Annotated in this window: 22 protein-coding genes; 2 read left to right on the forward strand and 20 right to left on the reverse strand. The window is 65.4% G+C overall.

Annotated features, from left to right (window positions below):
* Positions 1 to 312 precede the first annotated feature (312 nt).
* Both LDJ84_RS13105 and LDJ84_RS13110 read left to right on the forward strand, forming a co-directional pair.
* Positions 313 to 2274, forward strand: a complete 1962-nt coding sequence (locus LDJ84_RS13105) for a DUF1302 domain-containing protein (RefSeq protein WP_089285751.1) — start codon at positions 313 to 315, stop codon at positions 2272 to 2274.
* Positions 2275 to 2287: 13 nt separating this feature from the next.
* Complete coding sequence (locus LDJ84_RS13110) at positions 2288 to 3658, forward strand: DUF1329 domain-containing protein (protein WP_193452398.1); 1371 nt, start codon at positions 2288 to 2290, stop codon at positions 3656 to 3658.
* Positions 3659 to 3761: 103 nt separating this feature from the next.
* On the opposite strand, the gene hypE is transcribed toward LDJ84_RS13110, so the two are convergent.
* The 20 genes from hypE to LDJ84_RS13210 all read right to left on the reverse strand — a co-directional run bounded on the left by hypE (position 3762) and on the right by LDJ84_RS13210 (position 21251).
* Positions 3762 to 4796 carry a hydrogenase expression/formation protein HypE gene (gene hypE, locus LDJ84_RS13115; protein WP_318784724.1) on the reverse strand — a complete coding sequence of 345 codons (1035 nt, stop codon included), beginning with the start codon at positions 4794 to 4796 and terminating at the stop codon, positions 3762 to 3764.
* A 29-nt stretch (positions 4797 to 4825) separates the two neighbouring features.
* On the reverse strand, positions 4826 to 5956 hold the full coding sequence (gene hypD, locus LDJ84_RS13120; protein WP_226046435.1) for a hydrogenase formation protein HypD: 1131 nt from the start codon (positions 5954 to 5956) through the stop codon (positions 4826 to 4828).
* Positions 5953 to 6186 carry a HypC/HybG/HupF family hydrogenase formation chaperone gene (locus LDJ84_RS13125; RefSeq protein ID WP_024762414.1) on the reverse strand — a complete coding sequence of 78 codons (234 nt, stop codon included), beginning with the start codon at positions 6184 to 6186 and terminating at the stop codon, positions 5953 to 5955. Before LDJ84_RS13125 ends, hypD begins: the two co-directional genes overlap by 4 nt.
* A complete protein-coding gene (locus LDJ84_RS13130; protein WP_318784722.1) occupies positions 6177 to 7349 on the reverse strand; it encodes a carbamoyltransferase HypF in 1173 nt (390 codons plus the stop codon). Before LDJ84_RS13130 ends, LDJ84_RS13125 begins: the two co-directional genes overlap by 10 nt.
* Positions 7342 to 8331, reverse strand: a complete 990-nt coding sequence (gene hypB / locus LDJ84_RS13135) for a hydrogenase nickel incorporation protein HypB (RefSeq protein ID WP_065084778.1) — start codon at positions 8329 to 8331, stop codon at positions 7342 to 7344. Before hypB ends, LDJ84_RS13130 begins: the two co-directional genes overlap by 8 nt.
* Positions 8332 to 8352: 21 nt before the next feature.
* Positions 8353 to 8700: a hydrogenase maturation nickel metallochaperone HypA gene (locus LDJ84_RS13140; RefSeq protein ID WP_226046436.1), complete on the reverse strand. Its 348-nt coding sequence runs from the start codon at positions 8698 to 8700 to the stop codon at positions 8353 to 8355.
* A complete protein-coding gene (locus tag LDJ84_RS13145; RefSeq protein WP_226046437.1) occupies positions 8693 to 9763 on the reverse strand; it encodes a HoxV in 1071 nt (356 codons plus the stop codon). Before LDJ84_RS13145 ends, LDJ84_RS13140 begins: the two co-directional genes overlap by 8 nt.
* Positions 9760 to 10236 carry a [NiFe]-hydrogenase assembly chaperone HybE gene (hybE, locus tag LDJ84_RS13150; protein WP_226046438.1) on the reverse strand — a complete coding sequence of 159 codons (477 nt, stop codon included), beginning with the start codon at positions 10234 to 10236 and terminating at the stop codon, positions 9760 to 9762. Before hybE ends, LDJ84_RS13145 begins: the two co-directional genes overlap by 4 nt.
* Positions 10229 to 10453 carry a rubredoxin gene (locus LDJ84_RS13155; RefSeq protein WP_037013159.1) on the reverse strand — a complete coding sequence of 75 codons (225 nt, stop codon included), beginning with the start codon at positions 10451 to 10453 and terminating at the stop codon, positions 10229 to 10231. The genes hybE and LDJ84_RS13155 overlap by 8 nt, the downstream gene beginning before the upstream one ends.
* The gene (locus LDJ84_RS13160; RefSeq protein WP_226046439.1) at positions 10450 to 11331 is read right to left on the reverse strand and encodes a hydrogenase expression/formation protein; all 882 of its coding nucleotides are present in this window, start codon (positions 11329 to 11331) and stop codon (positions 10450 to 10452) included. Before LDJ84_RS13160 ends, LDJ84_RS13155 begins: the two co-directional genes overlap by 4 nt.
* Positions 11328 to 11810: a hydrogenase gene (locus LDJ84_RS13165; protein ID WP_226046440.1), complete on the reverse strand. Its 483-nt coding sequence runs from the start codon at positions 11808 to 11810 to the stop codon at positions 11328 to 11330. The genes LDJ84_RS13160 and LDJ84_RS13165 overlap by 4 nt, the downstream gene beginning before the upstream one ends.
* A complete protein-coding gene (locus tag LDJ84_RS13170; RefSeq protein WP_413247448.1) occupies positions 11807 to 12115 on the reverse strand; it encodes a HypC/HybG/HupF family hydrogenase formation chaperone in 309 nt (102 codons plus the stop codon). Before LDJ84_RS13170 ends, LDJ84_RS13165 begins: the two co-directional genes overlap by 4 nt.
* A 19-nt stretch (positions 12116 to 12134) precedes the next feature.
* Positions 12135 to 12767 (reverse strand): HyaD/HybD family hydrogenase maturation endopeptidase, encoded by a 633-nt coding sequence (locus LDJ84_RS13175; RefSeq protein WP_084357650.1) that lies wholly within the window; start codon positions 12765 to 12767, stop codon positions 12135 to 12137.
* A complete protein-coding gene (gene cybH, locus LDJ84_RS13180; protein ID WP_038803164.1) occupies positions 12764 to 13429 on the reverse strand; it encodes a Ni/Fe-hydrogenase, b-type cytochrome subunit in 666 nt (221 codons plus the stop codon). Before cybH ends, LDJ84_RS13175 begins: the two co-directional genes overlap by 4 nt.
* A gap of 59 nt (positions 13430 to 13488) precedes the next feature.
* Positions 13489 to 15345 carry a nickel-dependent hydrogenase large subunit gene (locus LDJ84_RS13185; RefSeq protein WP_226046442.1) on the reverse strand — a complete coding sequence of 619 codons (1857 nt, stop codon included), beginning with the start codon at positions 15343 to 15345 and terminating at the stop codon, positions 13489 to 13491.
* A 23-nt stretch (positions 15346 to 15368) separates the two neighbouring features.
* On the reverse strand, positions 15369 to 16430 hold the full coding sequence (locus LDJ84_RS13190; protein ID WP_037006519.1) for a hydrogenase small subunit: 1062 nt from the start codon (positions 16428 to 16430) through the stop codon (positions 15369 to 15371).
* A gap of 403 nt (positions 16431 to 16833) precedes the next feature.
* On the reverse strand, positions 16834 to 17862 hold the full coding sequence (locus LDJ84_RS13195) for a HoxN/HupN/NixA family nickel/cobalt transporter (protein WP_084357652.1): 1029 nt from the start codon (positions 17860 to 17862) through the stop codon (positions 16834 to 16836).
* A 151-nt stretch (positions 17863 to 18013) separates the two neighbouring features.
* On the reverse strand, positions 18014 to 19330 hold the full coding sequence (locus tag LDJ84_RS13200; protein WP_037013168.1) for a sensor histidine kinase: 1317 nt from the start codon (positions 19328 to 19330) through the stop codon (positions 18014 to 18016).
* A 5-nt stretch (positions 19331 to 19335) separates the two neighbouring features.
* Entirely contained in the window at positions 19336 to 19779 is a 444-nt protein-coding gene (gene nikR, locus LDJ84_RS13205; RefSeq protein WP_024762400.1) for a nickel-responsive transcriptional regulator NikR, read from the reverse strand.
* Between the two features lie 14 nt (positions 19780 to 19793).
* A complete protein-coding gene (locus LDJ84_RS13210) occupies positions 19794 to 21251 on the reverse strand; it encodes a nickel-dependent hydrogenase large subunit (protein WP_065084784.1) in 1458 nt (485 codons plus the stop codon).
* Positions 21252 to 21258 lie beyond the last annotated feature (7 nt).

Below are 21258 nucleotides of genomic sequence, written 5' to 3' on the forward strand. Positions count from 1 at the left end.
AGTAATAACCCTCTGTAAGAGAAGGGCCCGGTCATATGCCGGGCTTTTCTTTGCCTGTTGAAAGAGACGGATTACATCCTTTCCATTGGCAGAGGGGAAACAGTTTGTTACTTTGCCTGCACGATAGTCCCAACTCCAGCGTGCAAGCAGAAGAGGAGGGGGGGCCATAGCGCCCGCAAGCGCTCTGGCAGGAGTGTTACTGCACGGCGGCCCGGTTTTGTCCGAGGCTGGCGGCAGCCGAGAAACGAATAAGAACAGCTCTGGCCGCAATGACCGGGGCGATAAATCTTGGCCATGGAGGTAATGCTGTCTATGAACAGTCGATTGGGTGCGCGCTCGTCCATTTTCTGGGCGCCGCGGCGGGCGGGGGCGGTGATGGGACTCTTGCCGCTGCTGGTGGCGGGCTCGGCCCAGGCTCTGGAGTTCAAGCTGGCCGACAACGAGATCACCGGCTCGCTGGACAGCACGTTGTCCTACGGCGCCATGTGGCGCGTGCAGGGCCGCGACAAGAGCAACATCAGCGACATCAACGCCGACGACGGCAACCGCAACTTCGACACCGGCCTGGTTTCCCAGGTCTTCAAGCTCACTTCCGACCTCTCGGCCAAGTACCAGAACTATGGCCTGTTCATGCGTGGCACCGCGTATTACGACACGCAGATCATGGACAAGCGCAACGACTACTACGACACCACCAATGGCGTGGAGCGTCCCAGTCAGTCGTACCCGCAGGACGACCACTTCACCGACGACACCCGGCATATCGCCGGCCGCAAGGCCGAGCTGCTGGATGCCTACCTGTCCGGCAGCTGGGATGTCGACGAGCACCCGCTGACCGGCCGCGTCGGCCGCCAGGTGCTGAACTGGGGCGAGGGCGTGTTCTACCGTGGTGGGGTCAACACCATCAACCCGGTCGACGCCGCACGCTTCCACCTGCCGGGTTCCGAACTCAAGGAAGTGCTGGTGCCGGTCGAGGCCCTGAGCTTCAACCTCGGCCTGACCGACGACCTCTCCATGGAAGCCTTCTACCAGTGGAAGTGGAAGGAAACCCGCCTCGACTCGGTCGGTACCTACTTCTCCGATACCGACCTGTTCAGCGATGGTGGCGAAACCGCCTATACCACCGAAACCGACCCGCTGATCAAGGAACTGCTGGCCGGCTACCCGACGGTCGCCTCTCTCGGCCTGCTGGGCAACGGCCCGCATGGGCCGAACGCCTTCCTCGATCCGAACACCGGCACCTTCAAGGTGGCCAACATCGGCAAGGACATCGAGGCGCGCGACGACGGCCAGTTCGGCGTGGCGTTCCGCTACATCGCCGAGGAGCTCAACTCCACCGAGTTCGGTTTCTACTTCGTCAACTACCATGCCAAGGAGCCGCAGGTCGCGGTCGATCTGCGCAACTACCAGGGTGTCGATGTCGACGCGTTGAACAGCCTGCTCGGCCCGCTGGGCCTGGGCGAGGCGGTGCCGGGCCTGGCCACGCTGGACATGGCGAGCAACGCCGAAGCCCGCCGTGACTATGTCGAAGACATCCGCATGTACGGTTTCAGCTTCAACACCACCCTGGGCGATGCCTCGGTATCCGGCGAGATCGCCTACCGGCCGAACATGCCCATCAGCATTTCCGCCACCGACGACCTGCTCGGCGACCTGCTGACCCAGGGCGTGCTGGGCCAGACCAACCTCTACGACGGCAATGTGGCCGCCGGGCAGGCCTGCGCCCAGGTGGCCGGCAAGCAGCTGTGCCGCGGCAGCCTGTTCGAGAACTATGAACGCGCCGAGACCTACAACATCTCGCTGTCGACCATCTACAACTTCGGCCCGCACCTGACCTTCGACTCCATGACCGGCGTGGCGGAGCTCGCCTCCGAGCACATCCGTGGCAGCAGCCTGAAGTACACCGCCTGGGACGGCACCGAGCGCAAGTTCGTCGGCGCCCAGGACAAGGCCTACGTCGGCGGCAACGACGACGACGTGCAGATCAGCCGCGACAGCTATGGCTACACCCTGCTGCTCACCGGTAGCTGGAACGACGTCTACGCTGGGGTGAAACTTTCGCCCTACGCCGTCTACCAGGAGGACTTCAGCGGCAACTCCGACCGCACCGGCAACTTCATCGAAGGCCGCAAGGCCTACACCCTCGGCATCGACGCCAGCTACCTGAACACCTTCGAAGTCGGCACCCAGTACACCAACTACTACGGCGCCGGCTCCAGCAACTCCATGCGCGACCGCGACAACGTCTCGATCACCGCGAAATACTCGTTCTGATCCGGAGAGGACCATGTACAAGAAGAGTTCCCTGATCGTCCTTGCCACGCTGACAGCCCTCGCCGTCACCGATGCGCGCGCTGCCGTCTCGGCCGACCAGGCTGCCCAGCTGAAGAGCAGCCTGACGCCCATGGGCGCGGAGAAGGCCGGTAACGCCGCTGGCACCATTCCTGCCTGGAGCGGCGGCCTGACCTCGGCACCCGCCGGCTACAAGGGGCCGGGTGCGCACCATGTCGATCCGTTCGCTGGGGAGAAGCCGAAGTTCGTCATCACCAAGGCCAACCTTGACCAGTACAAGGCCAACCTGACCGCGGGGCAGATCGCACTGTTCAACGCCTATCCGGACAGTTACCAGATGCCGGTCTACGAGACCCACCGTACCGGTTCCGCGCCACAGTGGATCTACGACAACATCTACAAGAACGCCACCAGTGCCAAGCTGGTGGAGGGCGGCAACGGCTTCTCCGACGCCTACGGCGGCGTGCCGTTCCCGATCCCGAAAAGTGGCGTGGAAGCGGTGTGGAATCACATCGCCCGCTACCGCGGCACCTATATCGTGCGGCGTTCGTCCCAGGCCGGCGTGCAGCGTAACGGCGCTTACGCGCTGGTGACCTCCCAGGACGAGGCGCTGTTCCGTTTCTACGACCCCAAGGGCAGCTACGACAAGCTCGGCAATACACTGTTCTACTACATGACCTTCACCACCGCGCCGGCTCGCCTGGCCGGCAACGGCGCACTGGTCCAGGAGACCCTCGACCAGGTCAAGGAACCGCGCCAGGCCTGGGGTTACAACCCCGGCCAGCGACGCGTGCGCCGCGCCCCGACGCTGGCCTACGACACTCCGATCGAAGACTCCGACGGTCTGCGCACCGCCGACGACACCGACATGTACAACGGCGCGCCGGACCGCTACGACTGGACCCTGGTGGGCAAGAAGGAAATCTACATTCCCTACAACAACTACCAGATCACCAGCCCGGAGGTTAAGTACAAGGACCTGCTCACCCCGGGCCACGTCAATCCCAAGTACACCCGTTACGAACTGCACCGCGTGTGGGTAGTGGACGGCAAGCTGAAGCCCGGCGCGCGGCACATCTACTCGCGCCGCACCCTCTACCTCGACGAGGACAGCTGGGGCGCCGCCGTGGTGGACCAGTACGACGGCCGCGGCGAGCTGTGGCGCGTGTCGCTGGCCTACCTGAAGAGCTTCTACGAGCAGCCGATGGTGTGGACCGCCCTGGACACCTTCCATGACCTCCAGGCGCACCGCTACAGCATCCAGTGGCTGGACAACGAGGAGCCTGGCACCGCCGACTTCAGCCAGCCGGCCCCGGACGACTCCAATTTCAGTCCCTCGGCGTTGCGCCGCAAGGCCTCTCGCTAAGCGAGCAAACGACAAAGGCCCCGCAAGGGGCCTTTGTTTTTCGGCTAGCGCGGAGATGCTCCGTGCTTGCCGGCAGCCCAGACGCTTTGTGGCTCGCCAGCCGCTAGCAGATCCGCGGTAGTTGCTCTCCTGCGAGCCAGTCGACGATGCGGCGGCCACCGAAACGGGTTTGCATCTGCACGAAGCCGTGCCCGTCCTCGATGACGCTGCCGATTCGCGCCGCCTGTGCGCCCAGCGGATGGGCACGCATCACTTGCAGCAGGGTGTCGGTGTCGCGCGCGTCGCAGATCGCCACCAGCTTGCCTTCGTTGGCGACGTACAAGGGATCGAGCCCGAGCAATTCGCAGGCGGCTTCCACCTGCGGCTGCACCGGGATGGCGGCTTCATCGAGCAGCATGCCCACGTCGGATTGCCCGGCGATCTCGTTGAGCGTCGCTGCCAGCCCGCCGCGCGTGGGGTCGCGCAATACGCGTATGCCCGGTACGGCTTCGAGCATGCACATCACCAGACCGTGCAGTGCTGCACTGTCGGACCGTATCTGTGTCTCGAACTCCAGGGATTCGCGTTGCGAGAGGATCGCTACGCCGTGCTCGCCGATGCAGCCGGACACGAGGATCACATCGCCGGGGCGCGCGCGGTTGCCGCTGGTATCGATGCCGGCGGCCACCACGCCGACTCCTGTGGTGCTGATGAACACGCCATCGCCCTTGCCACGCTCGACCACCTTGGTATCGCCTGTGACGATGGCGACGCCGGCTTCCTGCGCGGCGCGGCCCATGGAGTCGGCAATGCGCTTGAGGTCGGCGAGGGGGAAGCCTTCTTCGAGGATGAAGCTGGCCGACAGGTACAGGGGGCGAGCGCCGCTCATGGCGACATCGTTGACGGTGCCGTGTACCGACAGGCTGCCGATATCGCCACCGGGGAAGAACAGCGGCGAGATCACGTGGGCGTCGGTCGCCATCACCAGTCGCTCACCCGTGCCCAGCACCGTAGCCAGTGTCGCCCCATCGTTGCCCTGGCGTAGCCAGGGATTGTCGAAGGCGCGCAGGAAGATTTCCTCGATCAGTTGCGCCGAGGCCCGGCCGCCGGAGCCGTGGGCCATCTCGATGCGGCCGTCGCGCAGGTTCAGAGGGCGCACGTAGGCGCGTCTGACGGCAGTGGGGGAGGTCATACGCGGGTTACCTCGATGTCCTTGTAGCGCCCGTAGGCGTAGTGCGCGGCGCAGGCGCCCTCGTTGGAAACCATGCAGGAGCCGACAGGGTTCTCCGGGGTGCAGACCGTGCCGAACAGTCGGCAGTCGACAGGCTGTTTCTGCCCGCGCAGGATCGGCCCGCAGTCGCAGGCCCTGTGGTCCGGTACGGACTGGTAGTGCAGGGCGAAGCGCGCTTCGGCGTCGTGCCGGGCGAAGGCCGGGCGGATGCGCCGGGCGCTGGCGGGCATCTCGCCCAGGCCGCGCCATTCGAAGCATTCGCGCAGTTCGAAGACCTCCTCCATCAACGCTTGCATCGGCCGGCTGCCTTCGTCGCTGACGGCCCGGATGAATTCGTTCTGCACCTCGGCGCGGCCTTCGTTGACCTGCTGCACGAGCATGAGTATGGACTGCAGCACGTCCAGCGGTTCGAAGCCGGCGATCACCACCGGCTTGCGGTAGCGCCGGGCGAACTCGCCATAGGCACCTGCGCCGATGACCACGCTGACGTGTGCCGGGCCGATGAAGCCGTCCAGCGCTACCGCCTGTTCGGCCGGTGCGTCGAGAATGTGGGCAATGGCGGGCGGGGTGAGGACGTGGCAGCAGAGCACGCTGAAATTGTCCACTGCGCGCCGCGCCGCTTCGCGAATCACCAGGGCGGTGGGTGGGGTGGTGGTCTCGAAGCCGACGGCGAAGAACACCACTTCGCGCTCAGGGTTGGCCTCGGCGATCTTCAGCGCGTCCTGGGGCGAGTAGATCATGCGGATGTCCGCGCCCCGGGCCTTGGCGCGCAGCAGCGAGAGTCCATCGGAGGCTGGCACGCGCATCGTGTCGCCGTAGCTGCAGAGGATCACCTGCCGCTCCATGGCCAGGCGGATGGCCAGATCGATTCGCCCGATCGGCAACACACAGACCGGGCAGCCGGGCCCGTGGATCAGGCGTACGTTGGTTGGCAGCAGGTCGCTCACGCCATAGCGGGAGATAGCATGGGTATGGCCGCCACAGAATTCCATGAAGCGGTATTCCCGTTCCGGCTGTGCGACTGTGCGGATGCGTTGGGCGATCTGCCGGGCGAGTTCGCCGTCGCGGTATTCATCGATGTATTTCATGGCTCCAGCCCCTGGGACTGGCCCAGCTCATTGAACATCTCCAGGGTGCGCTGCGCTTCTTCCGGGTCGATCAGCCCGAGGGCATAGCCCACGTGGACGATCACGTAGTCACCCAGCTGCGCGCCATTGACCAGCGCCAGGGAGATTTCCTTGCGGATGCCGCCGAGATCGACCAGCGCCTGGTCGTTATCGCGCAGTTCGACCACGCGGGCGGGAATGGCTAGACACATGGGGCAATATCCTCCAGCGGCAGCGCCGCCTCACAGGCCGGGACGGCCCACTGCGCGGCGACCCAGGCCTGCCCCAGGGCCAGGCCGGCATCGCCGCAGGAAACGGTTTGCGTGCCGAATACACACCGCCCCTGAAGTGACAGAAGATCGCTCAATTGCGCGCTGAGCAGGCGATTGGCAAAACAGCCGCCGCCCAACAGCACCGAGAGTTCCGTGGGCTGCTGTGCCACCCAGTCGGCCAGGGCGGCGGCGAGGGTCAGGTGGAACAGGGCGGCGCCTTCATGGGCGCGGCCCTGGTCGGCCAGCTCGAACAGTCGGGCCAGCAGCGGCAGGAGATCCAGGCGCCCGTCGTGGCGCACTTGCCAGAGTCCGGCGACGTCCGGGGCCGGATGCTGACTCAGATAGTCGGTTGCGCAGCGTTCGAGGGCGATCGCTGCTTCGGCTTCGAAGGCCTGGCGCACACTCAGCCCGAGAATACCGGCGGCGGCATCGAACCAGCGTCCGGCGCCGCTGCTGGTCGGGCAGTTGAGCTGACGTTCGAGCATCCGGGCCACGGTGGCGGCAGGCTGGGCGCCGACCAGTGGGGCCAGGCGCGGGCCGATCTCTTCGCTGCGTCTGAGCAGATGCAGCGCCGCGGCCACCAGCCGCCATGGCTCGCGAGCGGCGATATCGCCACCGGGGAGGGGCAGCGGCAGTAATGCTCCGAGGCGACGCCAGGCGCCGTGGTCGACCCACAGCAGCTCGCCGCCCCAGGCGTTACCGTCAGTGCCCAGGCCCACGCCATCCAGTGCCAGTCCGAGGGCCGGCCCCTGCAGACCGTGTTCGGCCTGAAGGGCGGCGATGTGCGCATGATGATGCTGCACGCCCAGCGCCGGGACGCCCAGGCGAGCTGCTACATCGAACGCCAACCGGGTGCTGTGGAAGTCCGGGTGCAGGTCATGGGCGATGGCGCGCGGGCGGGTTTCGGCATGGCCGAGCAAGCACTCCAGCGAGTCTTCCAGCGCCAGGCAGTTGTCCGGTTCACCGAGGTCACCGTGTACCGGGGACCAGATGACCTGATCGCCCTGCAGCAGACAGGCGCTGTTCTTCAGCCATGCGCCGCAGGCCAGAACCGGCGGCCAGGTCGCAGCGCCGGGCAGGCTCTGGATTCTCAGCTCAGTCATGGCGCGCCTTGAGCTGAGCGAGCTCCGCTTCCAGGGCGGCAATGCGCGCGGACCGGGCATCGGCGCGCAGTGTCCGGTCGCCGAGCAGCCAGTCCAGCCAGGCCTGCATGCCGCTGCCATTCCGGGCGCTGAGCTGGATCACGCGCAAGCCGGGGTTGACCCGCTGGGCATACTCCAGGCAGCGCTGCACGTCGAAGTCCAGATGCGGCAGCAGGTCGGTCTTGGTCAACAGCATCAACCCCGCCGCCGCGAACATGTCGGGGTACTTCAGCGGTTTGTCCTCACCCTCGGTCACCGACAGAATCGCCACCTTGGCCGCTTCACCCAGATCCCACAGGGCAGGGCAGACCAGGTTGCCGACGTTCTCGATGAACAGAATGCCGGCCGGGGCGTGGGGCTTGACCGGACGCAGTGTGCCGGCGCCCAGCCCGGCGGCGGGCGCCTGCAACGGCATGGCATGGGCGTGTCCATGATGGGCGTGCACTGCGTCGTGCAGCGGCAGGCGCGCGTAGGCGTCGGCGACCATCCGCGCATCGAGATGGCAGCCCTTGCCGGTGTTGACCTGGATCGCCGCGACGCCGGTGGCGCGAATGCGCTCGGCATCATTGCTGGTCTGCTGGTCGCCTTCGATCACCGACAGCGGCAGGTGCGGGTGCTGTGCACGCAAGGCTTCGAGGGTGGCGCAGAGCAGGGTCGTCTTGCCCGAGCCGGGGCTGGACACCAGGTTCAGGGCGAGCACCTGGTGGCTTTCGAAGCCCTGGCGATTGCGTCTGGCATGGCGGTCGTTCTCGCCGAGGACATCCTGCTCGATCTGGATGGTGCGCGACTGGCTGACGCCGGGCAGGGACACCCCGGCGGTGCCCAGGCCGTAGTGCAGGTCGCCACCTGCATCCATCACATCGGTACTGGGTGCAGAGTCTGGTGCGGGATGCGAGTGACTGTCATGGGAGTGGCCGCTGGAGCAGCCGCAGACGACGCACATGGCGTTCCTCCTGTCGCGGGATCAGTGGTCCTCGACCTGCAGGTCGAGGATTCGCAATTGGGTGCCGGCATTGGGTTGCAGCCAGAAGCCGCCACACTGCGGGCAGGGAGCACCGCGCTGGACCAGCGGTACGTTGGTGGCGCAGTCCAGACACCAGGCCTGGCCGTCGGGCTGTTCGATCACGATCTGTGCGCCTTCGAGCAGGCTGCCGGGAGCGATGGCCTCAAGGGCGAAGCGCAGTGACTCAACCTCGACTCCGGCCAATTTGCCGGCCTCCAGGCGCAGGCGGCTGACGCGCCGGAACGGGTCCTTGCGCGCGGCGTCGTCAACGGCGGCGAGAATGCCCCCGGCCAGACTGACCTCATGCATCGTGCAACGCTCCTGCGGTATTGACTGGGGTGAGCACGGGACTTTCCAGTCGGTAGGGAAGGCAAGGATCGAATACCGCCAGCAACAGTTCCGCCTGGCGTGCTGCCATGGCATCGTCGGGCAGGGTCTCAAGCGCCCGCGCCAGCGTTCCACGAGGATGCAGGTTCCACTCGGTAGGTGCCAGTATCCGGTAGTCACAGATTTTCCAGCCGCCGGGGGCGGGTTCGAGGCGTACCCGGTGCAGCAGCAGGCCACGGGCGGTTTCGCTCCAGGCCAGCGCCTGACTTTCGCCCAGAGCCAGTGCGCCCATCTCCAGCGGTGCGGCAGGCGCCTGACTCAGTTCGACGAGGTCGGCCAGGCGTGCGCCCAGGCGCAGCCAGGCGGTGTCGTAGCGCTCCGGGCGGGTTTCCCGTCCGCGCGTCCAGGCGCCGGTCTCGCGTGGTTCGCCGCACAGTTCGGGACGGCGCAGGAAATCCTCTTCACCGCCCAGGCTTCGGCCGATTTCCAGCAGGCTGGCCGGGGTGGTCGGCAGTGCCTGGGCCGATAGCACAAGCGCCTCAGCACGCCGACGGCAGTCGTGCAGCAGGCGGGCCAGAGGGTGATGGCTATGGAGGCTCCACTCCAGCAGAGCCTTGCGTGGGTCGGTGTGCCAACGTTGCAGCCAGTCCTGGGCTGAGCCATCGAACCAGCTGTCGAGGTTCTGAGCCGGCCGGGGCGAGAGCAGCTTCACGCCGGATTGCGGGCCTGCCAGAAGACGCGGCCAATCCAGCAGGATATGCCGCAGGTGTTCGCGGATGTTTTCCTCGCGAAGGCGCTGGCGAGCCTGATCATCAGGCTCGCCGCCGCCCTGTATCGCGGCTTGCAGCGCCAGTTCGGCAGTCAGCCGATGGGCCTGGCCGCAGAGGCTGTAGATCAGCGGAAGATGACGCACTGCCGCTTCCGCCGGCTGCCCGCGCAGCAAGCGTCCGGCCAGTGGCGGGCGACCACCGAGCAGTGCCGGCTGCTGCGCCGGGCGCACGCGTAGCGAACCGGCCAGACGCGAAAGGCCTTCGCCAACACTCATTGACGGGCTCCTGCCAGGCGGAAGAACAAGCCACGGCGGCTCGGGTTGGCCGGCTGTTCAACGGGCGGACGGCGTAGAGCGGCCAATACCTGGTGAGCCATATCCCGAGCGCTTTGTGGGTCGCGGAACTCGAACATGGGCGAGAACAGCGAGCAGCTCCGGTAATGGCCGATTCGTTCATCGACGCTGCCGATGAAGCTCAAGCGTTCGCCACCCAGTGCATACTCGCAGGTGATGCCTTCGGCGGGTGAGTTCCGGGTGTCGTCGGGTAACCAGACCAGGTTCATGCACCAGGGCGTGATGAGGATGCCGAGCAATCCACTGTTGGATTCCGGGCCCAGGCGCTGAGGGGCAAAATCGATTGCCTCGACTCCCAGTGCTGGGTTGAGTAACGGCAGGCCGCGCATGCGCGTGTCGGCAATCTCGCGAAAGCGCTGCGCCAGGGCTTTGGCGCGGGCGAGCGGGTCAGTCATCGAGCACCATGAACTGCTCGGCCTCGCCATCGCAATTGGGGCAGCGCCAGTGTGCGGGCAACTGCGCGAACGGCGTCCCCGGCGCGATCTGCCATACCGGATCGCCCTGGGACGGATCGTAGACCCACCAGCAGATCTTGCATTCCAGGCGTGCATCGTCCGGTAGCCGATTGCGGTCGCCCAGGTAGCTGCCTTCGAAACCTGCACGCTCGCTCATTGGTCGGCCCCGGCAAGCTCACTTTCGAACCATTGGATGACGTCTTCGAAACGTTCCAGCGAGTCGGCGATGTCTTCTGGCGCGGCGAGTACCACTTCGGGCAGGTCGGTGACTTCGATGGTGTCGAGGATCAGCGCGTCCTGGGAGTTGAAGTAACGCACCCGCCAGCAGTTGGGCGCGCGGGTGTTGCTGATGCGGCAGTTGCCGTAGCCGCGCGCCAGGATCAGCACGGTGCCTTCACCCAGGCGCTGGTCGAGAAAGGGCACATCCTGTTCGGAGAGCGGTAGCAGGCTGAGGTTGATGACATGAGCCGCGCTGCCGGGGCGCCAGTTGAGGGTGCGATCCTGCAGTTCGGTGAGGAGCGCCGGGGCGTTCATCACGCCTCCCGGCAGCGGTAGCACTGGTACGAACACCTCGGTCGAGACGTCGAGCTTCGTGGTGCGCCGCAGCAATGCCGGGGCCGCGTCCACGTCGATGTAATCATGCCCGGCACCGAACACACGCCAGACGCCGGCGAAAATCGATTCCTGGATGCGTACACCGTCGGCGCCGCCGATTCGCGCGCTGACTTCGCCTTCGCCGAGCAGTTGGTCGAGCAGGACTCGATCAGCCTCGCTATAGGTATGCAGGTCGAGGCTCGGCGGCGCATCGCCGGCGCGCCGGCTGCGCAGCATGTGGAGGATTTCGCCCAACGCCTGGCGTGCGCCCGGCGTGGCGTCCAGCGCCTCAGGCTCGGGAAGCCTTGGCGACGCGTGGGTGTACATGCCCTGCGGCATGCTGATGTATTCCAGCGTGGCGTCGTCCTCGGGTTGTGAGCCGGGGCCGATGTCCATCAGTGGGATGTACTGGAGCGGGTCCATGGGACGGGCGCCGTTCACTGGCAGCCTCCTGGCACGGGTTGTACGGCTTCGCTGCGCAGCGGGATCAGCGCGTTACCCTGCTGCAGGGCGTCCTCGGCCAGGCGCAGGTAGGCATCCCAGTCGCGCATGCCGTCGATCTGGGTGACGTAGCCACCATCGCGCAGCCAGATGATGCTCGGCCAGCGGCGCAGGGCGAAACGCTCGGCCAGGGCTGCTTCGTCCGCGCTGCGCCCAACGCCCAGGCGCGGGTGGCAATCGTGGCGGGCAGCGAGCGTCCTGCACAGCTCGGGCAGTATCACCGCCACGTCGAGACCTTCGGGATGGCGCACCGGGTCGCCGCAGAGGAGCAGCAAGGCTTCGCCGGACTGGGCGAGCCAGGCATCGAGGTTATCCAGGCCCACCCAACTGGCGGCGAATTGCTCGACCAGGCGGGTGATCAGCGGCGGTACGTCGGGGGTGGCAGGCAGGGGCGCCAGGAAGGCGGCGGACTCGCTCATAGGGTCTCCTTGGATAGTGGTTGGCCTAGCAGGCTGGCGAGGTGCTCGGCGCTCATGGCCGAGGGCAGGGCAAAGGCGGGCTGGCTATCGGCGGGTTCGCCGTGCAGCGCGGCGTCGAGCAGGGTGAGGGTGGCGTGGATTTCCGCTGCGCGTTCAGGCGCCAAGCGCTCGCGAGCCGCATCGATGAATACCAGCAGCCAATCGCCGATGGCGCACTCGTCCACCAGAACGGTGTCGATCCAGCGTTGCTGGCCCTGGCGGTCGCTGCAAAGCGCTGCGCCGGGGCGGACGGCGAGGACGTTCATGGGAAGGCCGATGCACATGTCAGCTGCGCCGCCCGAGGATGCGTTCGTCGCCGACGCGGCAGGCATCCTGCTCGCTGGGGCGCTCGCTTTCGTAGCGCTGCAGGTCCAGGTTCAGCATCGTCACGGCTTCCTCTTCAGGCAGCGGCGCGGTCCGTGTACGCGGCGCGCCTCCCCAGTCCTCGAGTACCTGCCGGGCGGCGTCGATGGCCAACTCCAGTGCGGCCTTTACGGGTGGGCGCAGGCTGCCGCCGTAGTCGTCCATGCGCTCGGGCTGGCAACCCATCAACAGGACCCGCTGAGGGTAGTGGCCGGTGAGCTGGGCCAGCATCAGCACTTCCTGGAAGCCCGTCTGGTGCAGGCTGAGCTTCTTCACGCCGAGAAAGCGCGGCACCTCGTCATCCGCGACGAACTTGAGGGTGCCGGGCGCCATGTTGTAATCCACCGCGTCGAAGATCAGCAGGTAGTCGGCCTGCTGCACATGCTGGATCAGGTACAAGCCCTGGGTGCCGCCATCGATCAGGGTAACGTTGCCGGCGAACTCGTAACGTTGCTGCAGTGCCTCGACGCAGCGCACGCCAAAACCTTCGTCGGCCCAAAGCAGGTTGCCGATGCCGAGCACGGTGATGCGCGGCGAGGGGGAGGTCGGGTTCATTTCTTCAGGCTCTTGTAGCCGGTGATGATGCTGCCGATCAGGTTCAGGCGGCCGTAGATTTCCTCACGCACGGCGGCATACACATGCGCCATGATGAAGATGACCATCAGCCACAGGCCCAGGTGGTGGAGGGTACGCACATTGTTCGACCCTCCCAGCAGCGGCATTACCCAGCCGAACAGGCGCTCCTGCCAGGAGCCCATCTGCGCGCCCTCGCCATACAGGGCGAAACCACTCACCAGCATGAACAGCGAGGTGAGCAGGAAGACGAACACCATGGCGAATCGGGACAGCGGGTTGTGGCCGAACATCGGTTTCGGTACCGGTCCCATCGCCAGGTAATAGCGCAGCCAGACACCGAAGCTGAGCCAGTAGGCCTTGCTGGTGAGGGGAACCCAGAACAGCTCGCGGGCATGCTGATTGCCGACCAGAGCCCAGTAGGCGCGGCCGACGATGCCAATGGCGAACAAGTAGGCCGCGGCGAAATGGGCGAAGCGGATATAGCCCATCAGGAAGTCGGCACTGGCTTCGCCCGGTTGGGTGGGTAGCGGCGAACCGATGAAATAACCACTCACCGCCAGCACCAGGATGCAACTGGCGTTGATCCAGTGCCATAGGCGCACGGGTGCCTCGTAGACGTATTCGCTGTGATGCTCGGACATGTCGTCACCTCAAGTGCGCCGGGAGCGCGGTGGCGCCCGGCGTCTGGCTGCTGGGTGGCTCAACGCACGGTGACCGTGCTCAACTCGACGCCTTCCTCACTCATCACGTGGGTCGCGCAGGCCATGCAGGGGTCGAAGGAGTGCAGCGTGCGAAGGATTTCCACCGGCTGATCGGCCACCGCGACCGGGGTGTTCATCAGTGCGGCCTCGAAGGCGCCGATCTGACCTTTGCCGTCGCGCGGGCTGCTGTTCCAGGTGCTGGGCACCACGCACTGGTAGTTCTCGATGCGCCCATTCCTGATGCGTATCCAGTGGCCGAGCGCGCCGCGCGGCGCGGCAACGCTGCCCACGCCCTTGGCTTCGGCGGGCCAGGTCTTGGGGTCCCACTTTTCGACGTTGGCGGTGGCGCGGTCGCCGTTGCGGATGTTCGCCATCAGCTCGTTCCAGTCGTCGACCATCATCTCCGCGCAGTATTCCGCTTCCAGCGCGCGGGCAAGGGTGCGGCCGATGGTGCTCGGCAGCAGTTGCTTGGCGCTGTAGTCGGTTTCGCCCAGGCCAAGGGCGCGGGGCAGGTCATGGTTGACCGCCTGCAGCGAGCCTTCCAACTGCTCCTTGACCCGTTGGCAGTGCGGGTTGCCCTTGAGTGCGTGGGCATAGCCGAGGATATAGCGGGCCAGCGGACCGACCTCCATGGCATGGCCGCGCCAGCGCGGCGACTTGACCCAGGAGTATTTTGCGCTTTCGTCGATCTCCTCGATCGCGGTGCGGGAACCTTTGGTGGCGGCGCCCAGCTCGTAATGCGGCTCGGTGATGCCATCCCAGGGGTGCAGGCCCTTGTCGTTGTCCGGGTACTGGTACCAGGAGTGGTTGACGAACTCCTGTACCTGCTCCGGGTCGCGCAGATCCACCGGCAGGATCTCGTCCCAGTTGCCATTGAGGATGGCGCCGCCGGGCAATTGGTTGGTGCTGTCGTCGTAATTGACCTTGGCATAGGTGCCGTAGTCCATCACGTTGCTCGCCGCCAGGCCGCCGCCATGCAGCCAACCCTGCTGTTTGTACAGAGTGCCGATTGCCAGAACGTCGGGCACATAGACGTTGCGCACGAACTCAAGCGCTTCGTCGATGCGGGCGCGCACGAAGTTCAGCCGCTCCATGTTCAACGGAGCGCCGGCGGCGAGGTCGCCATCGATGTTGATGGCGCAGGGTACGCCGCCCACCAGATAGTTGGGGTGGGGGTTCTTGCCGCCGAAGATGGTGTGGATCTTTACCCACTCCTTCTGCAGGTCCAGTGCTTCCAGATAATGGGTGACCGCCATCAGGTTGGCTTCCGGCGGCAGCTTGTACGCCGGATTACCCCAGTAGCCGTTCATGAACGGACCGAGCTGGCCGCTTTCGACGAACTTCTTCAGGCGGTTCTGCACGTCGCGGAAGTAGCCCGCAGAAGACTTCGGATTCGCCGGTGAAACCAGTTGCTGCAGCTCCGAGGTTGCCTTGGGATCGGCCTTGAGCGCCGAGACCACGTCGACCCAGTCCAGCGCGTGCAGGTGGTAGAAGTGCACGACGTGATCGTGCACCTGCAGGGTCTTGGCCATCATTTCGCGGATCAGGTGGGCGTTGGGCGGGATGTGGATACCCAGCGCGTCCTCCACCGCGCGTACCGACGCCAGGGCGTGACAGCCGGTGCACACACCGCAGATGCGTTCGACGAAGGCCCAGGCATCCCGCGGGTCGCGCCCCTTGAGGATGACTTCGAGGCCGCGCCACATGGTGCCGGTGGATACGGCATTGCGGATCACGTTGTTGGCATCGAGATTGACCTCGACACGCAGATGGCCCTCGATGCGGGTCACGGGGTCGACGACGATGCGCCGGCCGCTGTTGTCCAGATCGAAACCCTGGGTGGAATAATTGCTCATGGATCAGGCTTCCTGTACTGCGTTCAGGCGTCGTGCGTGGAGGTATGGGCCTTGCCGTTGCTGGCGCGCTTGATGGCGGAGACCGCGGCGTGGGCGGCGATTGCCGCACCGACCGTGCCGGCAGCGGCCAGGCCGATCTGGTCGGCGTTGGCCTCCACGCCGAAGGCGTTGATGTCGGTCAGGTGCTGGTAGAACGAGCCTTTGTCCCAAAACCCCTCTTCCGAGCAGCCGATGCAGCCGTGCCCGGACTGGATCGGGAAGCTGGTGCCGCCGTTCCAGCGCACGGTGGAGCAGGCGTTGTAGGTGGTCGGGCCTTTGCAGCCGACCTTGTACAGGCAGTAGCCCTTGCGCGCGGAGTCATCGTCCCAGGCCTCGACGAACTGGCCTGCGTCGAAATTCGGTCGGCGATAGCATTTGTCGTGAATGCGCTGGCTATAGAACATCTTCGGCCGCCCCTGGCGATCCAGCTCCGGAATGCGGTCGAAGGTCAGCATGTAGGTGATTACCCCGGTCATCACCTCGGCGATGGGCGGACAGCCGGGCACCTTGATGATGGGCTTGTCGGTGATCACCTTGTGGATCGGCACCGCCTGGGTCGGGTTTGGCTTGGCGGCCTGCACGCAGCCCCAGCTGGCGCAGGAACCCCAGGAGATGATTGCCTTGGCGTCGCGGGAGACGCGCTTGAGCTGCTCGACGAAGGGCTTGCCGCCAATGATGCAGCTCATGCCGTCCTGGTTCAGCGGCGGGTTGCCTTCGACGGCGAGGATGTAGTTGCCCTTGTACTTGGTCATCACCTCATCGAGGATCGCCTCGGCCTGGTGCCCGGCGGAGGCCATCAGGGTGTCGTCGTAGTCGAGGGAGATCATCGACAGCACGACGTCCTTGGCCAGCGGGTGCGCAGAACGGATGAAGGACTCGGAGCAGCAGGTGCACTCCAGGCCGTGCAGCCAGAGCACCGGCGTTCGCGGTTTGTTCTCCATGGCCCAGGCGATCTGCGGCATGAAGGCCGGGCCCAGGCCCAGCGACGTGGCGGTCAGCGAGCAGAATTTGATGAAGCTGCGCCGCGAGATGCCCTGCCTGCGCATTACTTCATAGAAGGTTTCGGTCACTTGTTTTCTCCTCGGCCAGGCTTTTCTTGCTCTCTGGAATGGCTTGCGCCGGCGTTTCTGACACGGCGTAAGGGACCGTCACGGCGGACCGGCAGGCCGGCGTGACGGTGGGATCGGGGGAGGAAGGGGCAGCCGGCGCGTGATCATGGCGAAAGGCTGCAGGGTGCGATGGGGACGTGCGTTGAAATGGCATACCCGGCCACTTCAAAACCTGTGCCATTTGGTCGCATGACGGGATACGACTTTTTTCCAGGCCGAAAAGGCCGGTACGGCAGGGTTTCGCACCGTCAGGTAGTGGTCTTCCAGAATCGCTGAGGGCCCTGTCTGGAAAGTTGATTACCGCTTTGGGGTCTGAACTGGAAACACTGTGATCAGTTGTTCAGGCCGATGCCAGGTCCAGCCGGTCATAGCCCTTGTAGCGATAGAACGCCCAGGACAGCAGCCAGGTAGCGACGAACAGGCCGATGATCAGGTAGCCGAGCAAGCCGAACTGCTCGTTGACTTCGGCAATGAAGTCCCAGGCGGCGCCTTCCAGTCCCAGTTGCCCGGCCAGCAGGTTGAGGGCTTCCATGCCACCCACCAGCAGCGCCACCAATATGGAAGCGGAGGTGATGGTGAGGTTGTAGTAGAGCTTGCGCGCAGGGCGCACCTGGGCCCAGCGATAGGCGCCGGTCATCAGCACGCTGTCGACGCTGTCGACCAGGGCCATGCCGGCGGTGAACAGCGCAGGAAACACCAGAATCGAGACCATCGGCAGGTTCTGCGATGCCTGGCTCGCGGCAATGCCGAGTAGGCCGATTTCCGTGGCGGTATCGAAGCCCAGGCCGAACAGGAAGCCCAGCGGGTAGAGATGCCAGCTTCGGCGAATGAGGCGGAACAGCGGGCGCGCCAGGCGTGCGATTGGGCCGCTGCCGGTGAGCATGCCCTGCAGTTCAGCTTCGCCGAGCCGCTCACCTTGGCGGACGCGGCGGAAGGCGCGATAGACCGAACGCAGGATCACCAGGTTGATCAGCGCTACCAGCAGCAGGAAAGCCGCCGACACCGAGGTCCCGATCAGTGCGCCGATACCGTGGAAGGCTTCCAGTTCGTCCTGCAGGCTGGCAGCGCTGAGGGCGATCAGTACCGAGGCGAGGATCACCACGCTGCTGTGGCCGAGGGAAAAATACAAGCCGACGCTGGCGGTGCTCTGGCCCTCCTGGATCAGTTTGCGCGTGGCGTTGTCGATGGCGGCGATGTGGTCTGCATCCACTGCATGGCGCAGGCCGAAACTGTAGGCGAGCACAGCGGTGCCCAGCAGCATCGGATAGTCGCTGAAGGCGACCAATGCCCAGGCCCAGGCTAGAAGATTGATGCTGAACAGGCCGATGAACAGCGTGATGGTGGAGCGGGGCGAGGCCGGGTGAGGCATGGGGTCTCCAGCTGTCTTGTATGAAGAATCAAAAAATCGTCATACAAGCGCTGTGCCAATCCCTCGGGCGCGGCAAATGGCCGGTGCTCGTGGTGCGGATGAGTCGATTGCCGGTATGGCTCGCGCAGTGGAAAGCTATTCTCCGTTGCGGTCAGTCCAGGCTCGGCAGGCGCAGGTGGAACTCCGCACCGCCCGAGTGGTGATTGCCCGCCGTCAGCGTGCCCCCACACCGCTCGACGATGCCGTAACTGATCGCCAGGCCCAGGCCGGTGCCTTGTCCGGCAGGCTTCGTGGTGAAGAAGGGTTCGAACACCTGGCTGAGGTGGTGTTCGGCGATGCCGGCGCCGTTATCACGCAGGCTCAGATTGGCCCAGCCGGGCTCGCGGGTCAGTTCGATCCACAGTTGCGGGGGCTCGGCCGTAGCATGGCGCGCGGCGTCGTAGGCGTTCTGGGTGAGGTTCATCAGCACTTGCAGCAACTGCCCGGCATTGCCCTGCACCTGCACATCGTCGGCGGGTTGCCAGTGCACGATCAGATCGGGTGCGGTGCCGCGGGTGATCCAGTGAATGGCACGCTCGATAACGTCATTGAGCGAGGCTTCGCCGGGGTGCCCGCGGTCCATCGCGGAAAAGCGCTTGAGTGCGCTGACGATATCGGCGGTGCGCTGCGCGCCTTCCAGCGTACCTTCGATCAACAGCGGCAGGTCGGCCAATAACGGATCGATGCGCAGTTGCCGTCGCAGCACCTCGCGCTGGTCGATCGGTTGCTCATCGTGTACGGCTTGCAGGTAGTCCTGCAGGCGTTTGCCATAGCCACCCAGGACGTGGGCATTGGCGAGCACGAAGCTGATCGGATTGTTCAGTTCATGGGCCACGCCGGCGACCAGGCGTCCCAGGGAGGCCATTTTCTCGGCGTGCAGCAGTTGCTGCTGGGTGCGCTTGAGCGCTTCGTGGGCCTCATGGAGTTGGCGGTAGGCGTGCTGCAGTTCGCCCAGTGGACGGCCTACCAGAACGTGCCCCAGGCAGCGACCATGCAGGCCACTGCGTACCGTGCAACTGAGGTCGACCGGTAACAACTCTCCCGCGTTGCCGCGAAAGTTCACTTCCAGGCTGGCACTGTCGTTGTCCCGGCGCAGGCCGCCGAGCAGGCTGCGCAGCCGCTGGATACTGGCGTCATCGCCAAGTAACGAGTAGACCGAAAGACCGAGCAGGCCTGCTTCGTCGCTGCTGACCAGGTTGCGCAGCGACTGGTTGGACTCCTCGATCAGCCCCTGCGGATCGCACGCCAGGAGGATGTCCGACATGGATGCCAGCATGCTGGCGATGAACTGCTGCGACTGCTCCAGTTCGGCGTTTTTCTGCTCCAGTTCGATCTCGTCCTGGACCAGTTGCGAGTAAACCTCATCCATCTTGACGATGACTTCCAGCCAGGCGTCTTCGTCCAGTTGCGACGGCGGTTTGCGGGCCATGCGTGTCAGCTCGTGGGATGCAGGTGGACGTGATCATCGGTCGAGGTCGCCACCGGGATCAGGTTCAGATTGCCGTGGCGTACGCCGCGTTCGGCGCTCAGCCGTTCGGCGAAGGCGCGGACCTGCTCCACCGGTCCGCGTAGCATCAGGCTTTCCAGGCAGTGGTCATGGTCCAGGTGGACGTGCTGGCTGGCAATGGTCAGGTCGTGGTGGTCGTGCTGCAGCGTCATGACTCTTCCGGCGAGCGTGCGCGAGTGATGATCGTAGACATAGCTGAGGTTGGCGACGCAGTGCAGCGACTCGGCGTCCTGGCACAGGCGCGACTGTTCGATGTGCCGGCGCAGCATGTCGCGCAGCGCCTCGGAGCGATTGCCGTACCCTTGGGCGCGAATCAACTGGTCAAGCGCATCGGCCAGGTTGTCGTCGAGGGAAATGGTCAGGCGTTGCATGGCGATACTCCGGGTCAATGCACGGTGCAGACCATGCAGGGGTCGAACGAGCGCACGATATGTTGCACCGCTAGCGGATTCTGTTCGCCAGGCTGCACCGGGGCGCCTTCCAGGGCCTGCTCCAGGGCTCCGGGACGGCCCTGGGCATCGCGTGGCGAGAAATTCCAGGTGGTCGGGGCGATGATCTGGTAGCTGGCGATTCGCCCTTGATCGACCGTGAGCCAATGCCCCAGCGCGCCGCGCGCTGCTTCTGTGAGGCCGACGGCGCTGCCGTTTTCGGGTAGTGGGCAGTCCAGATAATAAGGCTCGCCAGTGCGCAGGGCGAGCAACCAGCCCTCCATCAGTGGTATGACCTGTGCCAACTCCACCAGGCGGGCCAACAACCGCGTGTAGACGCTACCGCCACAGCGAGCCGCTGCCTCGCGCAACAAGGGCTGGCCGCGGATCAGCTGGCGGGCGAGTGCGCCGGTTTCCAGCACGGCGCCGGCCAGGCGCGGTGCCTTGTTCCAGGTGTAGGCCGTGTTCTTGTCCAGGCTAGGCTCGGTCACGCCGACGGAGGGATGCAGCGGGCCTGCGCTATCGTGCAGCCAGGCATGGCTCGCGTCCTCGCGAATCTCATCCAGTACCAGCGGGCGGACCTGCCTTGTCGCCGCATCCCACAGGCCGCGTTGGAAAGCCAGCGTGCCGTCGGCCTGCGGATAGGCGCCATAGGACAGGTAGAGTCCCGGCCCCTGGCCCAGGCGTTCCAGACCGCTGTCCAGGACGATTCGCAGGAACTGACGCAGGTCGCCGTGCCCCGGCGCTTCGGCGTACCAGGACCACAGCTGATCTTCACTGGAGAGCCCGGCGATGCGCTCGAGGGACGCTGCGAACAGCTCGTTCTCCAGGAACTGGCGAAACTCGCGCACCCGCGTCAACAGGCGCAGGCGCTCGGCCGGATCGATGGCGCGGGTGGAGCCGCCGGGATGGATGGAGCCGGTGTGGGGCCACTTGCCGCCCAGCGTACCGATCAGGTCCAGCCAGCGTTTGCGCGCGGCCAGGGCCAGACGCTGCTGGCTGCCGGTGTGCGGCGTGAAACGCTGTACCGCATCGGCGAACCAGGGGCGGTCGGCATACAGCGGGCGCACGAAGTCCGGCATGAAGAACAGGTAGAAATGACTCAGGTGGTCGGCGAGATTCTCTGTCGCGGCCATCAGATTGGTGGCGATCAAACCGTTGGCGGGTGGCTGAACGCCGGCCAAAGCACCGAGCGCCCGTGCGGCAGCGACTGACTGGGATACCGAACAGATGCCACAGATACGCGGGGCATAGACCAGCGCGTCGAGCGGTGGATGATCACGGAGGATCTGTTCGAAGCCCCGGTACATGGTGGCGTTGACCTGGGCCGAGCGCACCCGTCCGTCCTCGATATCCAGCTGGACTTCGAGGTCACCTTCGACACGGTTGAACGGGCCGACCAGCAGGCGTGTCATGGGCGAA

Source organism: Pseudomonas sp. HS-18, from assembly GCF_020401845.1.
Classification (GTDB): Bacteria; Pseudomonadota; Gammaproteobacteria; order Pseudomonadales; family Pseudomonadaceae; genus Pseudomonas; species Pseudomonas nitroreducens.